This window comes from Wohlfahrtiimonas populi, from assembly GCF_002006795.1.
In the GTDB taxonomy this organism is placed as follows: domain Bacteria; phylum Pseudomonadota; class Gammaproteobacteria; order Cardiobacteriales; family Wohlfahrtiimonadaceae; genus Wohlfahrtiimonas; species Wohlfahrtiimonas populi.
The window spans coordinates 26,881-44,792 of the sequence record NZ_MVDN01000007.1 but is presented as its reverse complement, the minus strand read 5'-3'; the positions used below and the strand labels follow the sequence as shown (position 1 = coordinate 44,792).

The following is a 17,912-nucleotide window of genomic DNA, read 5'->3' as shown; positions in this document are numbered from 1 at the left end:
GTTTTTAATGGGCAATAAAAAAGCCCGATTTAATCGGGCTTTTGAATCAACTAACTGCTAATTAAGCACGCTTTGGATTCATAATTTCTTGGAAGTTAGAAGCTTCTTCAGTTACTTTAGCTTTTGAAACTACGAAATCAATGATTTGATCTTCTAAAGCCAAGTTGCGCAATTGTTGCATTGTATTTGCATCATTTTTGAAGTGAGTTTTAACCTCTTCTGGATCTTCATAAGTTGCAGCCAAGTTATCTAAACGAGCATCAACGAATTTTTCATCCAATTCAATTTTTTGATCTTTAACCAATTCACCCAAAATCAAACCTAAACGTGCACGCTTTTCAGCTTCAGCACCAAATGCTTGTTGAGCAATTTTCATGAACTGTTCAGCTTGTTCTTGATCTTTTGGCTGTGGGAAGTTTGATTGTTGAGCCATCGCTTGAATTTCGCCCATTACCAAAGCTTCTGGAACTTCTACAGGGTTAGCTTCAGACAATGCAGTCATCACGCTTGTTTTCAATTGGTTATTTAAAACATTTTTCAATTCACGAACCATGTTTTTCTCTAACTCTTCACGCAACTTATCTACATTACCATCTTCGATACCGAAGTTTTTCGCAAACTCTTCGTTCATTTCAGGTAAAACTGGAGATTCTACAGAGTGAACTGTTACATCAAATTCAGCTGTCTTACCTTTCAAACCTGCTGCATGATAATCTTCAGGGAAAGTTACAGAGATAGTGCGAGTTTCGCCTGCTTTTGCACCAACCAATGCAGCTTCAAAACCAGGAATCATTGTGTTAGCACCTAAAACGATTGCAACATCAGTACCTTTGCCACCTTCGAATTCTTCACCATCAACGCGGCCAACGAAATCAACAGTCAATTTATCGCTGTTTTCTGCTGCACGATCTTCTTTTACCCAAGTTGCTTGTTGCTTACGCAATGTATCTAACATTGTATCAACATCAGCAGATTCTACAGATGCAGTTTTCTTAGTGATTGCTAAAGCTGTTAAATCATTTAATTTAACTTCTGGCATTACTTCAAACTCAACATTAAATTGCATATCGCCCGCAGTTTCAGAAGGAATGATTACAGGATAACCTGCTGGCTTAATATCAGTATCTTTGATTGCCAATCTGAAAGCTTCATTGATTTTATCATTGATGATTTCATTTTCGATTTCAGTACCGTGCATTTTTTCAACAACTTTTACAGGTACTTTACCAGGACGGAAGCCATCCAAACGAATACGTTTAGAAACTTCTTTCAAACGCTTTTCTTTTTCTAATGAAACTTCAGCTGCGTCCAATGCAATTTGTACGCGACGTTTTAAACCTTCTAATACTTCAACTGCTGACATAATTTGAGCACCCAATTTTAATTTTAAAAATAAAAAAAGGTGCGTATAAAACGCACCTTTATCACCTGGTGCGAGAGGAGAGACTCGAACTCTCACGGTCGCCCGCTGGAACCTAAATCCAGTGCGTCTACCAATTTCGCCACTCTCGCAATGAGAAGCAAATTATACGCGCTTCTCATCCCTTGTCAATATCACATTTTACAGTGATTAAATTTTGATCATTTTAACTGATTAGGATCTTGAATACCACTTTGCATGCATGTCGCAGTTAAAGTGTTTCTAAGCAAACAAGCAATCGTCATTGGTCCAACACCGCCAGGAACAGGCGTGATAAATGCCGCTTTTGGTGCAACTGCATCATAATCCACATCGCCCACTAAACGATTTTTACCATTCTCTTCAATACGATTAATGCCCACATCAATCACTGTAGCGCCTTCTTTAATCCAATCAGCTTTGATTAAACGAGGTTGACCAACCGCTACAACAATAATATCTGCTTCACGACAAACAGCAGGTAAATTCTCAGTTCTTGAATGAGCAATCGTTACTGTACAGTTTTCTTTCAAAAGCAACTGAAGCATTGGTTTACCCACAATATTAGAACGACCAACAATCACTGCCTTCTTGCCTGATAAATAGCCTAATTTATCCTTCAATAACAACAAAGAACCCAATGGTGTACATGGAATCAATGATGGCTCACCAATGGATAAACGACCAACATTCACTGGATGAAAACCATCAACATCTTTTTCTGGCAAAATTGACTGCAATACAGTTTGCTCATGAATATGCTTTGGCAGTGGCAATTGCACTAAAATACCATGCACAGAAGCATCATTATTCAAATCTTGAATTAATTTCAATAACTCTTCTTGAGTCGTTTCAACATCCTTCTTAATCGTCACTGAATTCATGCCACACTCTTCTGCAAATTTTTGCTTATTGCGCACATAAACTTGGCTCGCAGGATCTTCACCCACTAAAACAACTGTCAAACCTGGTGTAATACCATTTTCTTGTTTCAAAACTGAGATTTGCTCTGTTAATTTTGCACGTAAACCTTCTGCAAATAACTTACCATCAATGATCATTGTTCCTCCGAACGTTTTTGAAAAGAATGCGTGATGTGTAATTCACGGTGTTTCACAATCAACGGATAGCGCTTAGCAATCACTTTTGCCAATTGCTCCGCCAAATAAACTGAACGATGCTGCCCACCTGTACAACCAATGGCAATCGTTAAATAAGCACGTGTACCTTGCTCAAATCTAGGCAACCATGTATAGAAAAAATCTTCTAAATCTTTTAAATAAGCTTGAACATCTGACCGATTCTGTAAATATTCAATAACCTCAACATCTCGCCCTGTTTTAGGGCGCAATAAAGGCTCCCAATGAGGGTTAGTTAAACAACGAGCATCAAAGATAAAATCAGCATTTAAGGGTGTGCCATTCTTGAAACCAAAAGATTCCACTTGAATTGATAATGTATGTTGCTCATGATCTTTCAATAGCTGTTTTTTAATAAAAGCTCGTAAGTCATGCACACTCAAACAAGACGTATCAATGTACAAATCCATATATTTTTTCAAAGGTTGTAACAATTCTCGTTCATGCTCAATTGTATCGAGCAGCGTTAAATGCTCTTGATAAAATGGATGACGACGGCGCGTATCTCGATAACGTTGAACAATCGCCTCATTGGTTGCATCTAGAAATATAAAATCAATGTGCTCTGGCAATGCATCTAATGATGCAAACACTTGCTTTGCTTCACTCAGATCATCTGGAAAGCCACGAGCATCCACAACAATTGCCAAATGCTTATGCGATGACTCTTCTGAAAATTTTTCAATGAACGATAAAACAAAACTCAGTGGTAGATTATCCACACAGAAGAAACCTTCATCCTCAAATGTTTCTAAGGCAATCGATTTTCCTGCGCCCGATAAACCACTGATTAATATGATCTGCATATAACCCTACTCCCTATGTTGATTATATTCATATAATTAATTACCTTTAAAAATCCAATTGCGATTGCTGATCATTTTTCTTTTTAGTTGTTGTTCTTTTTTTCTTAGCAACAGGCTTTTTCTCTACTTTTGCATCACCCAATTGAGTTATTTTTTGTGTACTTGCAGAAGCTTTTTTCATTGTTTTTTTAGGTTTTACTTCTGATACAGTTTTTTCTTCCGTTTTCTTAACTGACTTAACTGCTTTTTTGGCTTTAGGCTTTGTACACGATACCTCAATATTTTTCTGCATAGCTTCATTATTTGCTTGCTTGGCCTTTGCAGTAACTTTAAAAGATTTCTTCCTATTACGGATTCGATAAGCCTTTAGATAACTCAAAAAAGCCGTCATTATAGTTAATATAGAAATTGCGCTCGCAATCTGAATTTTATAATTGAATAAAAACTCACTGATTGAAGCGTTTTGAAATGGCAGGATTGGTAAAATCCACCAGCTCAATGGCCATGCCAATATGGCAACGATAATGTGCACCCACCAAGGTAACCACAACCAAGCACCAGATAATCCGTCATAATCATAATGTGCATCGGGCTGCTTTGATTGTGATAAATTAGGCTGGCTAAACATTGATTGAGCTCCTTATTTTTCTTCAGTAATAACTGGAATATAGCCTTTGGATTGGCATATATCTTTATATGTATGATGTAATCCCAAATACTGCACCCAAATAATTTGCTGGGATTTTTTATCTCGCAAAATTTGCACTTTGGTACGTAACCATGGTTCTAATTCTATTTCTTGTAATAATTTTTTCAAGGCTTGTGATTTATCACGCCACATTGGATGAAAGGACAATCCATCTTCACGACCAACCAACTCAAGCTCTAGATTATCCCAAAAGCTTAATGATGGGGAATTTTCTGCTTCAACTAAATTGTAATGATACTTTGATTCAATAAAATCGGAACTTGGCATCAAATACAGCTGGTTTTTAAATGCTCTAATTCGCCAATCATCTAGCAAAAAACAACTTTGTGATGTTGGCTTTTTATCTAAGAACATCGATAGAAACTCATCGAACTGACGCTTTTCTAAAATAATATCATGTATTTTTAACCAATAACGTAAGACATTTCTTTGGCGCAATGGCGATAATTTGGTTAACTGCGATAAATCGAATCGCATATTACTATCTTGTTGAATACATTGCGCATAATCTTCTTGAGCAATTTCCAACAAAAGCTCATCACTTTCTTGAATCAATTGCGCACTACGCGCAAAAGTTTGTTCATAATGCGGAAAATATTGTGCAACGATAGGAAAAATTGCATTACGAATTTGGTTACGTGCTTCTTCTGTACCATGATTAGTATAATCCTCCATCCAAGGCACATTCATTATTTCCCCTGCTTTATACAACTCAGTTTTAGAAATGGATAAAAATGGGCGACAAACGGATAATTGATGATCACCAAATTTAAGCTGAGTGATATCGCGCATTCCACCTAAACCCAATGTGCCTGAACCACGCAATAAGCGATACATAACTGTTTCAGCTTGATCAGATCGATGATGAGCAACGACTAACAAGCCATTTTCCACCATGGTTTCAGCAAATTTGATGTAACGCGCCTCTCGGCCACAAGCTTCTGCACCTTTTTGATCAATCTCGATAATTACATCGTAATTGATAAATTCAAAACCATATCGCTTTGCACTATTTTTGGCAAAGTTTGCCCAAATCACAGAGTCTTCGCCATGCCATTGATGATTCACATGAATCGCCGTAATTGGCGGCAATTGATCACGATAAGCATTCAACCAATGCAACAACATATTAGAATCAATGCCTGCGCTTAATCCTATATATAGATGATCATATTGATTCAATATCAATTGATAACGATCAAAAATAACAGGATACCAAATTGGAATCATATCTCTTTACCAATATTTAAATGGAAGCGAATGTTATCGCCATAATCTTTATCAAAGCCATGGGCAATATCAAATTTAACAACACCAATTTGGGAGAACCAACGAACACCTATACCAGCACCAAATTTCAAATTAGGCTTATTACCATTGAATGCATCACCTGCATCCACAAATGCAACGCCAGCCCACTCTTTTGTAAATTTATGCTCCCACTCAAAGCTACCTACAATGAGTTTTTTACCACCATAAATCTCATCATCTTTATAGCCACGCTCACCAATACCATTGTAACGATAACCACGTACAGAATTATCACCACCTGTTTGGAATAATAATGCTGGACTTAAATGATACAAATCTTTAGAAGCAATGAATGTATGCCCCATTTGTCCCTTCAAAATAATGCGATCATTTTGTGCTATCGGGATTGCTGCTGTACCTTCTGCTTTAACCTGAACAAAATTAATATCTGACCCAATATTTTTTGCAGCACCACGAACCATTACAGAACCTTTAATCACCCAATCTTCAAAGACAGGATTCACAATGTTATCCCATTTAAAAGTTAAGGATGGCACCAATAACTTTGTATGCATTCGTACACCATCTGGTGTTCTAAACTTATCATTACGGTAATCCAAAGCATAGATCTGCTTAAAAGCATCCTTTTTATACGTGCTTGATGCGCCAATAATCAACGCTGTATAATCACGATATTTTGTATCTTCATAGTTATATTTGAAGTAAATATCATAAAAACTTGTGGCAGGTCTTTTACCTGGAATTCGATAATTGAATACAGCACGGCGTTGCTTCTGTGCCAATAACAAGTCCACATTAAACTTATGGCCCATTCTATTCAAATAGCGCCAAGTGCCTAAACCTGATAAGCGCATACCGATATCTGTGCTGTAACCAATCCCGGCACTGAAAATGCGCTTCTTTTTGGGGGTTACTGTGACATCTAAAGGTACAGTTTTGGTTTGATGATCCACCGTCGGTGCAATGATCACTTCCTCAAAGTAATCCGCTGCATCTAAATCTTCTTGTAACTCCAATGTTCGAGTATCAGAAAACTCAGTTTCTTCATTGATATTCAAATAACGACGCAGCAACTTCTCAGAAAAATACTCACTGTGGAATGTCACTTCACCAAACTTATAACGATCGCCTGTATCCATTGCCAAATGAACCAAGCTTTTGTAAGTATCAAGATTCACAATGATTTCATGCATTGGAAAAGTTACATCAAAGTAGCCCAAGGACAATGCTCTGTTATACAGAGTTGTTTTCATTTTCTCATAGCTTACTTGATTCAGTGGCGCCTCTAAACGCAAGTCACTCTCTTGAATAATCGTTTTAAAAATTCTTTTTCGATTACCTTCACCATCAATCTCAAAAATCAGATCATTAATTTTAATTGGATCATTCGGATTAATTTTATAAGTAGCAATCCAAGTATCGCCCTCTTTTTTCAGATCAGTTTGAATACTTGGGCGATAAAAGCCATAGGGCTCCAATGCCATTGCAATTTCTTCAAACGCTTGATCATTGAGCCATTCTATACGTAATGGCGCAGGCGCTTCTCGATTTTGAAATTCATAAATGCTTAATGCATTTTGCACATTCGTCAATGCAGATTTATGCCCTTTTAACCCTTCAATTTTCACGGTTAGTTTATCAGCATAAGCGAGATTAGATGCGAGCAATAATGTCAAACAGGAAAGGTAAAGTTTCATCCTATCGATATCTTTATAGTAAAAGAGATGCAATTATAACAAAGTCATGAATTTTATTTGTTATAATCACGCATTAATTTTTAATTGAAAGATTTTAGGTACCATGAATCAAACAAACAATGCACTTGTATTAGATGTACAAGATTTACACAAATCATTTGGTGATTTGAAAATTCTAAAAGGCATCTCATTGTCGCTATACAAGGGCGAAGTTATTTCTTTATTGGGTTCATCTGGCTCAGGAAAAAGTACATTCTTGCGCTGCTTGAATCTTTTAGAAACACCTGATTCTGGTCGCATTACTTTGAATAATGAAGAATTAGAACTCAAAGCTAGCCCAAAAGGCTTAATCGCTAAAAATCAAAAACAATTACAAAAATATCGCAGCAGAGTTGGCATGGTATTCCAAAGTTTTAACTTATGGGCACACATGACAGTTTTAGAAAATGTTATTGAGGCACCAATTCATGTCTTAGGGATTCCTAAGAAAGATGCCATTGCGACAGCAGAAAAATTATTGGATAAAGTTGGCTTATTAAATAAAAAAGATGCGTTCCCAAATAGCTTATCAGGCGGGCAACAACAACGTGTTGCCATTGCAAGAACTTTAGCAATGAATCCTGATGTTATTTTATTTGATGAACCAACATCCGCACTTGACCCAGAATTAGTGCAAGAAGTATTAAAAGTTATTCAAGAACTAGCAAAAGAAGGCATGACTATGATTATAGTCACACATGAAATGGATTTTGCTCGCAATGTTTCTGATAAAATATTATTCTTTCATCAAGGTGTGATTGAAGAAAGTGGTGCGCCAGATGAAATGTTTAATAATCCAAAATCAGAGCGCTTCAAACAATTCATTAATCACATAGAATAACCATATTGATCCATAAAAACTTATAAGGAATGATCATGATGAAACACAATAAAGGTTTTACCCTTATAGAATTAATGATAGTAATTGCAATCATTGGTATTATTGCCATGTTTGCAATTCCAAGTTATCAAAACTCACAACGTAAAGCCCAAATCTCAGAAGGCGAAGCAGCCTTGATAGCAGCTCAATCACAAATTGAAAAATATAGATTAACCGCACGTAAATCCTATGATGACATTACTTTAGCTCTAGCAAAAGTTGACAGCACTATAAAATACTCAAACAAAAATATCTACACTATCAATTACACTAAAGCCACAGCAGCGGATAAAACACGAGGAAATAAATACACATTAACAGCTACAGCTACAGGCTCTTGGATTAATAAAAGTGATGAAGGCTGTCTATTAACACTAACTTCTATGGGAAATATCACAAAAGCAGTTTGCCCATAAAATAATTCCGTGAATCTATCTGCATAATTTTATGATTATGGATTTCTTTGCTACAATAATGCCCCGTCATTGGTCTAGAATATTAAAATGGATGTAATTATTGATGAATGCCTTGAGGACTTGGCAAACCAAATCCCTGAGGATGACTTTTCTATGTGGGTTGCCCCACTAAAATTTTTGATTAAAGAAGATAAAGTTATTATTTTAGCTGCATCTGACATGATCATTCGTTGGGTGAAAAAGAATTACGAAGATATCATTCGTGAAGCTTTTTCAGATAAGCTCGATTCTGATATTACACTTCAATATGGTGTTGGTACTGAAGATGAATACTCTGCACCAATCTCTGTAGAAAAGAAAAGTAAAAAAAATACAGCTCGTGGTGGTAAATCTCGCGATATAATTAAAGACTTCATCAAAGAATCAGCCATTGAAACCAGCAACTTGAATCATGACTTTACTTTCTCAAACTTTGTTGAAGGTAAATCCAACCAATTTGCACTAGCAGCCTGTGCACAAGTCGCTCAGCACCCTGGCACTTCTCATAATCCATTATTTATTTATGGCAATACTGGCTTAGGTAAAACCCACTTGATGCATGCTGTGGGTAATTCTATTCGTGAAAAATACCCTGATGCACGCTTGATTTACCAACACTGCGATAGCTTCATTGAAGACATTGTGCGTAGCTTTAGAAATAATACACATTCAGATTTACGTCATTTCTATAAAACTTTAGATGCCTTATTGATAGATGACATTCAATTACTAGCAGGTAAAGATACAACTCAAGAAGTATTCTTCCATACATTCAATACATTACTCGATGGCGGGCATCAAGTAATTCTGACCTGTGATCGTTATCCTAAAGAATTAGAGATGATGGAAGATCGCTTAAAATCACGTTTTGCTTCTGGCTTAATCGTGAATATTGAGCCACCTGAATTAGAACACAGAATGGCAATCCTTCTACAAAAAGCGGAAAATTGGGGATTAAATCTTCCTCAAGAAACGGCATTCTTTATCGCACAAACTGTTAAAGCTAGTGTCCGTGAATTAGAAGGTGCATTAAAACAAGTGAATGCTATGGCAAACTTCAAAGGCTTACCTTTGAGTGTTGCTGTTGCACAAAGTGCATTGGGTAGCTTAGTAGAAATTCAAAGTCGCCAAATTACATTACCAAATATTCAAAAAGTTGTGACAACCTATTACAGCTTAAAAGCTAATGATCTCACAGGCAAATCACGTGCAGCGAATATTGCAAAACCAAGACAATTAGCGATGTTTATTTCACGTACTTTAACAAAACATAGCTTACCTGAAATTGGCCGTGCTTTTGAACGAGATCACTCAACCGTTATGCATGCTTGTAGAAAAATTGAAGATGATTTAAAGACAGATTACGTTTTACAACGCGATTACGAAACCATCAAGGCAACATTAACACATTAAGCCTTATATAAAAAAACCTCCTAAAAGGAGGTTTTTTTATTGATATTAAATTAGCTTTTTAACATTGCCTGNATTAGCGATGTTTATTTCACGTACTTTAACAAAACATAGCTTACCTGAAATTGGCCGTGCTTTTGAACGAGATCACTCAACCGTTATGCATGCTTGTAGAAAAATTGAAGATGATTTAAAGACAGATTACGTTTTACAACGCGATTACGAAACCATCAAGGCAACATTAACACATTAAGCCTTATATAAAAAAACCTCCTAAAAGGAGGTTTTTTTATTGATATTAAATTAGCTTTTTAACATTGCCTGTAAATCACTAAACATCGAAGAAACCTGCTCTTTTAGTTCTTTCGATGATGTTTCACCTGGTCTTCGCCAAATAATATTCTCTTCTGGTAGTTCATCTAAGAACCGACTTGGTGTGCAAGATTCCCATTCACCATAACGCTTTCTTTGACGACAATATGTTAAAGCTAATTTTTGCCTTGCTCGCGTAATGCCTACATAAAATAAACGTCGTTCTTCTTCCACAGTATCGTTATCAATACTGTTTTTATGTGGCAAAATATCTTCTTCCATACTGACTAAAAATACATAGGGAAACTCCAACCCTTTTGCACTGTGTAATGTCATCAATGTCACAGCATTATGATCTTTCTGCTCACTATCATTTTCTAAAATAGAAATGAGTGTCAAATGGGATAATATTTCCTCAAATGGCATATCATATTGATCCAACCAGTTGACCAAATACTCAATATTTTTCTGCTTGCGCTCCAATGATTTTGGCGATATCGATTGCTCTCTCAAATAATCATCATAACCAATTCTATCTAGCAAGCTCTCAAGTGCTTCTCTGGTTTCTCCCAAATCCAATTGAGCTTTAGTTTGAAACAATATTCTGTAAAAATCCCGACATTTAGCGCCTAATGATTTCCCTAAAACAGCACCCAATTGATCATGTTTTAACGCATCATACAATGACAATTGATTTACTTTAGAAAACTCAACCAACTTCTTCAATGAAGCAACACCTATTTCACGCTTAGGCACATTGATGATTCGCAGCAATGAAGCGATATCTTCAGAATTGGCAATCACTTTTAAATATGAAATCAAATCTTTAATTTCTGGCTGTTGAAAAAAGCTTGTACCACCCACAACACGTACAGGAATATTACGCATATTCAATGCAATTTCATACACTTTTGCTTGATGATTACCACGATATAAAATCGCAAACTGACTGTAATCATTGCCAACTAAAGCAGCACTTTCCTCAATAGATAACACAACAAAATCAATCTCATCCTGTGCACTTTTGAACTCATCCACTGTGATTTCATCGCCCATACCTAAACTGGACCATAAAGATTTTTCATACAAATGCGGATTAAAGCGAATCACTTGGTTAGCCGCGTTCAAAATGTGCCCTGTTGAACGATAATTTTGCTCTAGCTTAATCATTTTTAAATTTGGGAAATCTTCATGCAATTTATGAAGATTCTCTGGACGTGCGCCTCGCCAAGCATAGATAGATTGATCATCATCACCCACAACCGTTAAACCATTTTTGTGAGCCATCAATAATTTCACTAACTCATATTGGCACAAATTCGTATCTTGATATTCATCCACCAGTAAATAACGAATTTCACGCTGCCAATATTTTAAAACCTCTCCATTTGTTGACAATAACTGAAGCGGCATAAAAATTAGGTCATCAAAATCTAGCGCATTATAAGTGAGCAATTGCTCTCGATAATCAGCATAAGCTTGCACAGAATTTTGCATCAGTTCATCTTCAATGCAACCTTGCAAATTTTCAACAGACTGATGATCATTCTTCCAGTTGGAAATTTGCATCTGAATCAACTTAGCTTCGTCGCTATCACCTAATAAATCTGCCAATAATGATAAGCTATCACGCTGATCATAAATAGAAAAACCTTTACGCAACCCACATAAATGACCATGTTTTTTAAGAATCTGCAAACCTAAACGATGGAAAGTTGTAACCTTTAAACCATTTGTTTCTTCTCGAGTCAAAGTACCTTTAACGCGCTCTTGCATCTCTTTAGCCGCTTTATTGGTAAATGTTACAGCATAAACATTCTTAGAAGGATACGAGCATTCGCGCACAAGATAACGAATTTTCTCAGTGATGACTCGAGTCTTACCAGATCCTGCTCCGGCTAAAACTAAAAGAGGCTGACTAATTGAATGGACAGCCTCTAATTGTTGCTGATTGAGCTGCATTATTACATGACTCTTGCTTGTAATAAGTGATGCATTGTCACGACGCCCACAACTTTATTCTGCTCATCCAATACTGGCAATGCGCTGATGCGTTTCTCTTCCATCAAGTTTGCAGCATCTACGGCTAATGCAGTTAGGTTAATATATTTTGGCGTTGCTGTCATGCACTCTTTCATAGTTAATGCGTGAATATCTGTACGATTAGTTAAAGTGCGACGCAAGTCCCCTTCGCTGAATACACCTTTTAAGGTTTGATGATCTGTCACGATGATTATGCCCAAAGGATGCTTTGTCATTTCTAATAATGCATCTGTTAAATGATCAGCTTCTGATACTTCTGCAATTTCTTCATAAGGCGCCATAATATCTTGCACACGCAACAATAAACGACGACCTAATTTGCCACCAGGATGTGAACGTGCAAAATCATCTGATGTAAAACCTCGCATTTCCATCAATGTTACAGCAATTGCATCGCCTAATGCCAAAGATGCTGTAGTTGAAGATGTTGGTGCTAAATTTAAAGGACATGCTTCTTCTTTAACTTTTGCCAATAAATGATGGCTAGAATTTTTTGCTAAAGTTGATTGATCATTACCTGTGATAGAAACAACAGGTGTTCCTTGGCGAATTAAAATGGGAATGATTGCAATTAACTCATCTGTTTCACCAGAGTTAGATAACGCTAGAACAACATCTTCTGCAGTAATCATACCCAAATCACCATGACTTGCTTCCGCAGGATGCATAAAGAATGCAGGCGTGCCTGTACTTGCTAAAGTTGCAGCAATCTTATGACCAATGTGACCAGATTTTCCCATGCCAGTCACTACGATACGGCCTGTGCATTTTTTCAATAACTCACAAATTTCATAAAAATTATCATCAATAATTTTCTTCAATGAAGTCACTGCTTCTGCTTCAATTTCCAATACTCGTTTAGCTTGTGCAATTGCACGTTCTTTTACGTCCATAACCAATCCACATAATCATCAGAATGATCAATTATACCTAAAACATTTACAATTCTCAGTTTATGTTTGTTCACTTTATCGTATAATGGAAGAATGATTGAGTAAGTACATCAAACATATTTAATAAACTTATAAACATTTTAAATTTTTGCAAAACTAGGAGACAACTAATGACTAGTTCTCGCGAAGTGGAATTACATTTATACGATGGTTCAACGCGCACTGTAACAGTAACAGATCAAGAAACAGAATATCCCATTGGCCGCTTAATCGTATCTTATACAGATATAACTGGTATTTTGTTACATGCCAACCAAGCATTCGTTGATATCTCAGGTTATACAAAAGAAGAATTAATTGGCCAACCACAAAATATTCTCCGCCACCCTGATATGCCTAAAGCTGCATTTAAAGGTATGTGGGATACCATCCAGTCAGGCAAAACATGGTACGGTTATGTAAAGAACCTCTGTAAAAATGGTAGCTATTACTGGGTTTATGCAACAGTGGTCCCATCTTTTGATCAAGATGGCAAGATTATTGCATATACATCCATCCGTAGAATGCCGAGCCCTGAAAAAGTTAAAGAAGCTGAAGAACTTTATAAAACATTGTAAATAAAATTCTTAAAAAATCATATTCAAAAATAAACCCTGCAATCGCAGGGCTTATTTTTATTAGAAATGAATCTAGATTATTTCTTTTTCTCATTCAACAACATTGTGCCATGCTTCGCATAATGATCGTGCCATGAGAATGCTTCTGCAAGAATATGTGGTGTTTGACCACCTTTTTCATTCGCACGCTTAACGTAATCTCTTGCTTGTTCTTTAAACTTAGGATGCACACAGTTATTAATCACTTCTTGAGCAATTTCTCTTGGCGATTTACCGCGAAGATCAGCAAAACCTTGCTCTGTAATGATCACATCCACATCATGATTCGCATGATCAACGTGCGTTACAAATGGAACGATCGCAGAAATATCACCATTTTTAGCTGTAGAAGTTGTTACGAAAATTGTAATGCGAGCATTACGTGCAAAGTCACCAGAGCCGCCGATACCATTCATCATGTGCGTACCATTAACGTGTGTTGAGTTAATGTTACCGTAGATATCAGCCTCTAAAGCTGTATTGAACGAGATAACGCCAACTCGACGAATCACTTCTGGATGGTTTGTAATTTCTTGTGGTCTGAAAATTACTTTACCTTTATAGCGTTCTAAGTCTTCTGCCAACGTTGCAACACGTTTTGCAGACAACGAGAATGCAGTTGCAGCAGCAAACTTAACAACACCAGCATCGATCAAGTCAAAAATACCATCTTGTAATACTTCTGATGCAACAGTGATATCTTTAAATTTAGATTTTGCCATGCCGCTTAATACAGCATTCGCAACAGAACCAACGCCTGATTGTAATGGTGCTAATGATTCAGTTAAACGGCCTTCATCCACTTCTTTTTCTAGAAATGCTAACAAGTTATCAGCAATTTGTTGAGTTTCAGCATTTGCCTCAAATAATGGTGATGGTGTATCAGGACGATCTGATAAAACAATACCGCGAACTTTAGCAGGATCAACTTTAATACCTATAGAACCAATGCGCTTACTGATATCAAATACAGGAATCGCTTCACGTAAGTTTTCACCTTGATCTTTCGGAATATAAACGTCATGCATGCCTTCATATGCAGCTGGAGTACTTACGTTTAATTCGATAATTACATGCTTTGCTTTTTCAACAAAAATTGGTGAGTTACCCACTGAACCTGTTGGGATGATTTGACCATCTTCAGTAATTGCAGCAGCTTCAATGATTGCATAGTCAATTTCGCCCAAAACACCTTGGCGCAATTGCTCAGCTGTGTGAGATAAATGTTGATCGATATACTTAGCTTCACCAGTATTAATTTCTTTACGTAATGTAGGATTGCCCTGATATGGCAAACGCAAATTGATTGCTTTATGTTCAGCTAAAACGCCATCAGCATCTGGGCCCATTGATGCGCCAGTATATACGTTCACTTTGATGTTATTTGCGCTAGCGTGTTTTGCTAAAGCACTTGGAAATACTTTTGGTTCACCAAACAATGTAAAACCACTCATACCCAAAGTCATATCATTTTCAATCCAAGATGCCGCTTCATCTGCAGATACAATTTTATCTTGGAAATCTTTGAAACGAATCTTACCAACTGCTTGTTCTTTTAAATTACTGCTCATTTCATCCTCCTGTCACAATTCGTAACTTTGTATGTTATCTGTAGCTCAAGATACTATACACAAATGATCGCAAAAGCAATACGATTACATTTGTGATCGTTTCTGCTCTAACTCTTCCCATCTCATGAATGCTTCTTCTAATGCTTCATTCTTTTTCGCTAACTCGTCTAAAACTTTAGATTGCTCTAAATGATTTCTCTGATAAAAATCACCACTTTGTGTTTGTTGTGACAATTCATCAATTTCTTGTTCCAACGTTTCCAGTAATTTTGGTAGCGTTTCTAACTCTCTTGTTTCTTTATAAGAGAGCTTAACCTTTTGCACTTTAGTTTCATTCTCTACAGATTTTTTCTCAACAACTAGTACTTTTTTCTCAATATTCTTCTGCTGTTCTGCTTCTGTATGTGCAAAATATTTTTGGCTTTCAGAGCTTTCTAACCAATCTGTATAACCACCTACATACTGACTAATTCGTCCATTACCTTCAAATACTAAAGTGGATGTAACCGTTTTATCAATGAAAGCACGATCATGAGAAACAATTAACAAAGTTCCTTCAAAGCTCAGCAATAATTCTTCTAGCACTTCCAAAGTTTCAATATCTAAGTCATTCGTCGGTTCATCGAGCACGATAACATTCGCAGGTTTAGCGAATAACTTAGCTAACAATAAACGGTTACGCTCACCACCGGATAATGCCTTAACTGGGCTACGTGCTTTTTCTGGTGTGAACATAAAATCTTGCAACCAACCAATGATGTGTTGTTTTTTACCATTGATTTCTACAAAATCACTGCCTTCTGCCACATTATCAATCACACTTTTTTCTAAATCTAAAACTGAACGTAATTGATCAAAATATGCAATTTCTAATTTTGTGCCAACTTCAACTTTGCCTGATTGTGGTTTGATCTGTTGGAACAGTAATTTCAATAAAGTTGACTTACCAGCGCCATTCGCACCAATCAAACCAATGCGATCACCGCGAATTAAAGTTGTACTGAAATTCTGAATAATCTCTTTGTCACCAATGCTATAAGAGATATTTTCAGCGCTAATCACCCGTTTACCTGATTCCTGACCTTCTTCAAATTTTAGCTTAGCAACACCCTGTTTTGAAATACGATCTTTATACTGTTCACGCATTGCCTTCAAAGCACGCACTCGCCCTTCATTCCGCGTTCTTCTTGCTTTAATGCCTTGGCGAATCCAAACTTCTTCTTCCGCTAAACGCTTATCAAATAATGCACGCTCTTGTGATTCAGCATGTACCATTTCTTCTTTACGGCGTTGATAATTTTGATAATCACCTGGGAATTCAGATAAAACACCGCGATCCAGCTCAATAATTTTATTAGCAATTTTCTCTAAGAATTGACGATCATGGGTAATGAATAGCAACGCACCTGAATAATTTTTCAAAAGCATCTCTTCTAGCCATAAAATAGCATCAATATCTAAATGGTTAGTTGGTTCATCTAACAATAACAAATCAGGCTCTGAAACCAATGCTTTGCCCAATAAAACGCGACGAATCCAACCACCTGATAAATTAGCAATGATTTCATCTTTAGGTAGCGCTAATTGAGTAATGATTGTCATCACTTTTTGATCCAATGACCAACCATCTAATGCATCAATTTCTTGTTGCAACTTCCCCAGTCTATCCAAATCCATTTCAGCTTCAGGCTGCAATAACAATTGATGATATTGAACCAGCTTCTGCCCAACTTCAGGAATACCTTCAGCAACCACATCGTAAACTGTTTGCGTTAAATCTCGTGGGATGTCCTGAGATAACGACGCTATGCGATAACCACGATCAATGACAATTTCACCATCATCAGGAATCACATCGCCTAAAATCACTTTCAATAATGAACTTTTACCTTCACCATTTCTACCAATCAATGCGACTCGATCACCTTTATCTAAAGTAAAATCAAGATCTTTTAAAAGAGGACGATCCCCAAATGCGAGTGAAATATTTTGTAACGTTAAAATTGCCATACTTATGATCTATTCTGAATTCCATAAAGCGCATTACTCACCACGCCCTCAACGACACGTTTTGTATCATATTCCATCGGTGAGCCGATGCTAAACTTTTGATCCAAACTCAAGATTGTGACGCCATGTACAGATCCCCACAAACCACGAGTCAATAATTCTAATTCATCTTTATTTAATTTTGGTGCTAACAAAGACAACTGATGACCAATCACTCTGAATAAATTTCTAATATTTGTAAAATATTCTTCTGTGAGTAATTCTGTATCAGTCACACGATGCATAAAAATTGCTTGCCATTTTTCTTTATGTTCAAAAGCAAAATCCACATAACTCACAGCGATTTGCATCAATGCATCATAAGGCTTTGAATCCTTATGCTTTACCAAATCCACTTCTATTTTTTCTAATAATAATTGCAAAGTGCGAGCATTTAACAATAGCATTAGATCATCAACATTTTTGATAACCATATACAAAGAACCAACTGTATAGCCAATCTCTTTTGCTATTCTTCTTGTGGTAAGTTTGTCATAGCCTTCTTCAACCAAAATTTTTTCGGCGGCAACAATCACCATTTCTTTCAATTCATCACGTGAATGATCGTTACGTCTACCCATT

Annotated in this window: 16 protein-coding genes and 1 tRNA gene; 5 read left to right on the top strand and 12 right to left on the bottom strand. The window is 36.6% G+C overall.

Annotated elements, in window-relative coordinates; all coding sequences use genetic code 11:
- Positions 1-61: 61 nt before the first annotated feature.
- The 7 genes from tig to BZK16_RS08920 form a co-directional block, all read right to left on the bottom strand.
- Positions 62-1,363 carry a trigger factor gene (gene tig / locus BZK16_RS08950; RefSeq protein ID WP_077928554.1) on the bottom strand — a complete coding sequence of 434 codons (1,302 nt, stop codon included), beginning with the start codon at positions 1,361-1,363 and terminating at the stop codon, positions 62-64.
- 66 nt (positions 1,364-1,429) lie between these two features.
- Positions 1,430-1,512, bottom strand: a tRNA-Leu gene (locus BZK16_RS08945).
- A gap of 69 nt (positions 1,513-1,581) precedes the next feature.
- Positions 1,582-2,460, bottom strand: a complete 879-nt coding sequence (folD, locus tag BZK16_RS08940; protein ID WP_077928553.1) for a bifunctional methylenetetrahydrofolate dehydrogenase/methenyltetrahydrofolate cyclohydrolase FolD — start codon at positions 2,458-2,460, stop codon at positions 1,582-1,584.
- The gene (gene rapZ / locus BZK16_RS08935; RefSeq protein WP_077928552.1) at positions 2,457-3,344 is read right to left on the bottom strand and encodes an RNase adapter RapZ; all 888 of its coding nucleotides are present in this window, start codon (positions 3,342-3,344) and stop codon (positions 2,457-2,459) included. Before rapZ ends, folD begins: the two co-directional genes overlap by 4 nt.
- Positions 3,345-3,390: 46 nt before the next feature.
- Positions 3,391-3,972, bottom strand: coding sequence for a hypothetical protein (locus BZK16_RS08930; protein WP_077928551.1), 582 nt, complete (start codon positions 3,970-3,972; stop codon positions 3,391-3,393).
- Positions 3,973-3,984: 12 nt separating this feature from the next.
- Positions 3,985-5,283, bottom strand: a complete 1,299-nt coding sequence (gene tilS / locus BZK16_RS08925) for a tRNA lysidine(34) synthetase TilS (RefSeq protein ID WP_077928550.1) — start codon at positions 5,281-5,283, stop codon at positions 3,985-3,987.
- Positions 5,280-7,022, bottom strand: a complete 1,743-nt coding sequence (locus BZK16_RS08920; protein WP_077928549.1) for an autotransporter assembly complex protein TamA — start codon at positions 7,020-7,022, stop codon at positions 5,280-5,282. The genes tilS and BZK16_RS08920 overlap by 4 nt, the downstream gene beginning before the upstream one ends.
- A gap of 103 nt (positions 7,023-7,125) precedes the next feature.
- On the opposite strand from BZK16_RS08920, the gene BZK16_RS08915 reads away from it, so the two are divergent.
- The 4 genes from BZK16_RS08915 to BZK16_RS08900 all read left to right on the top strand — a co-directional run bounded on the left by BZK16_RS08915 (position 7,126) and on the right by BZK16_RS08900 (position 10,059).
- The gene (locus tag BZK16_RS08915) at positions 7,126-7,902 is read left to right on the top strand and encodes an ABC transporter ATP-binding protein (protein ID WP_077928548.1); all 777 of its coding nucleotides are present in this window, start codon (positions 7,126-7,128) and stop codon (positions 7,900-7,902) included.
- A gap of 35 nt (positions 7,903-7,937) precedes the next feature.
- On the top strand, positions 7,938-8,357 hold the full coding sequence (locus BZK16_RS08910) for a type IV pilin protein (protein WP_269845025.1): 420 nt from the start codon (positions 7,938-7,940) through the stop codon (positions 8,355-8,357).
- An 87-nt stretch (positions 8,358-8,444) separates the two neighbouring features.
- The gene (gene dnaA / locus BZK16_RS08905) at positions 8,445-9,809 is read left to right on the top strand and encodes a chromosomal replication initiator protein DnaA (protein ID WP_077928547.1); all 1,365 of its coding nucleotides are present in this window, start codon (positions 8,445-8,447) and stop codon (positions 9,807-9,809) included.
- A gap of 79 nt (positions 9,810-9,888) precedes the next feature.
- On the top strand, positions 9,889-10,059 hold the full coding sequence (locus BZK16_RS08900) for a helix-turn-helix domain-containing protein (RefSeq protein WP_143691162.1): 171 nt from the start codon (positions 9,889-9,891) through the stop codon (positions 10,057-10,059).
- A 50-nt stretch (positions 10,060-10,109) separates the two neighbouring features.
- On the opposite strand, the gene BZK16_RS08895 is transcribed toward BZK16_RS08900, so the two are convergent.
- Positions 10,110-12,080 (bottom strand): UvrD-helicase domain-containing protein, encoded by a 1,971-nt coding sequence (locus BZK16_RS08895; protein ID WP_077928545.1) that lies wholly within the window; start codon positions 12,078-12,080, stop codon positions 10,110-10,112.
- 2 nt (positions 12,081-12,082) lie between these two features.
- Positions 12,083-13,054, bottom strand: a complete 972-nt coding sequence (locus BZK16_RS08890) for a KpsF/GutQ family sugar-phosphate isomerase (protein ID WP_077928544.1) — start codon at positions 13,052-13,054, stop codon at positions 12,083-12,085.
- Positions 13,055-13,224: 170 nt separating this feature from the next.
- Here BZK16_RS08890 and BZK16_RS08885 point away from each other — a divergent pair, with 170 nt between their 5' ends.
- Positions 13,225-13,671, top strand: coding sequence for a PAS domain-containing protein (locus BZK16_RS08885; RefSeq protein ID WP_077928543.1), 447 nt, complete (start codon positions 13,225-13,227; stop codon positions 13,669-13,671).
- Positions 13,672-13,748: 77 nt separating this feature from the next.
- Here BZK16_RS08885 and BZK16_RS08880 read toward each other — a convergent pair whose 3' ends face one another.
- The 3 genes from BZK16_RS08880 to BZK16_RS08870 form a co-directional block, all read right to left on the bottom strand.
- Positions 13,749-15,281 carry a succinate CoA transferase gene (locus tag BZK16_RS08880; protein WP_077928542.1) on the bottom strand — a complete coding sequence of 511 codons (1,533 nt, stop codon included), beginning with the start codon at positions 15,279-15,281 and terminating at the stop codon, positions 13,749-13,751.
- Between the two features lie 84 nt (positions 15,282-15,365).
- Positions 15,366-17,291 (bottom strand): ATP-binding cassette domain-containing protein, encoded by a 1,926-nt coding sequence (locus BZK16_RS08875; protein ID WP_077928541.1) that lies wholly within the window; start codon positions 17,289-17,291, stop codon positions 15,366-15,368.
- 2 nt (positions 17,292-17,293) lie between these two features.
- A complete protein-coding gene (locus tag BZK16_RS08870) occupies positions 17,294-17,911 on the bottom strand; it encodes a TetR/AcrR family transcriptional regulator (RefSeq protein WP_077928540.1) in 618 nt (205 codons plus the stop codon).
- Between the last annotated feature and the right edge of the window lies 1 nt (position 17,912).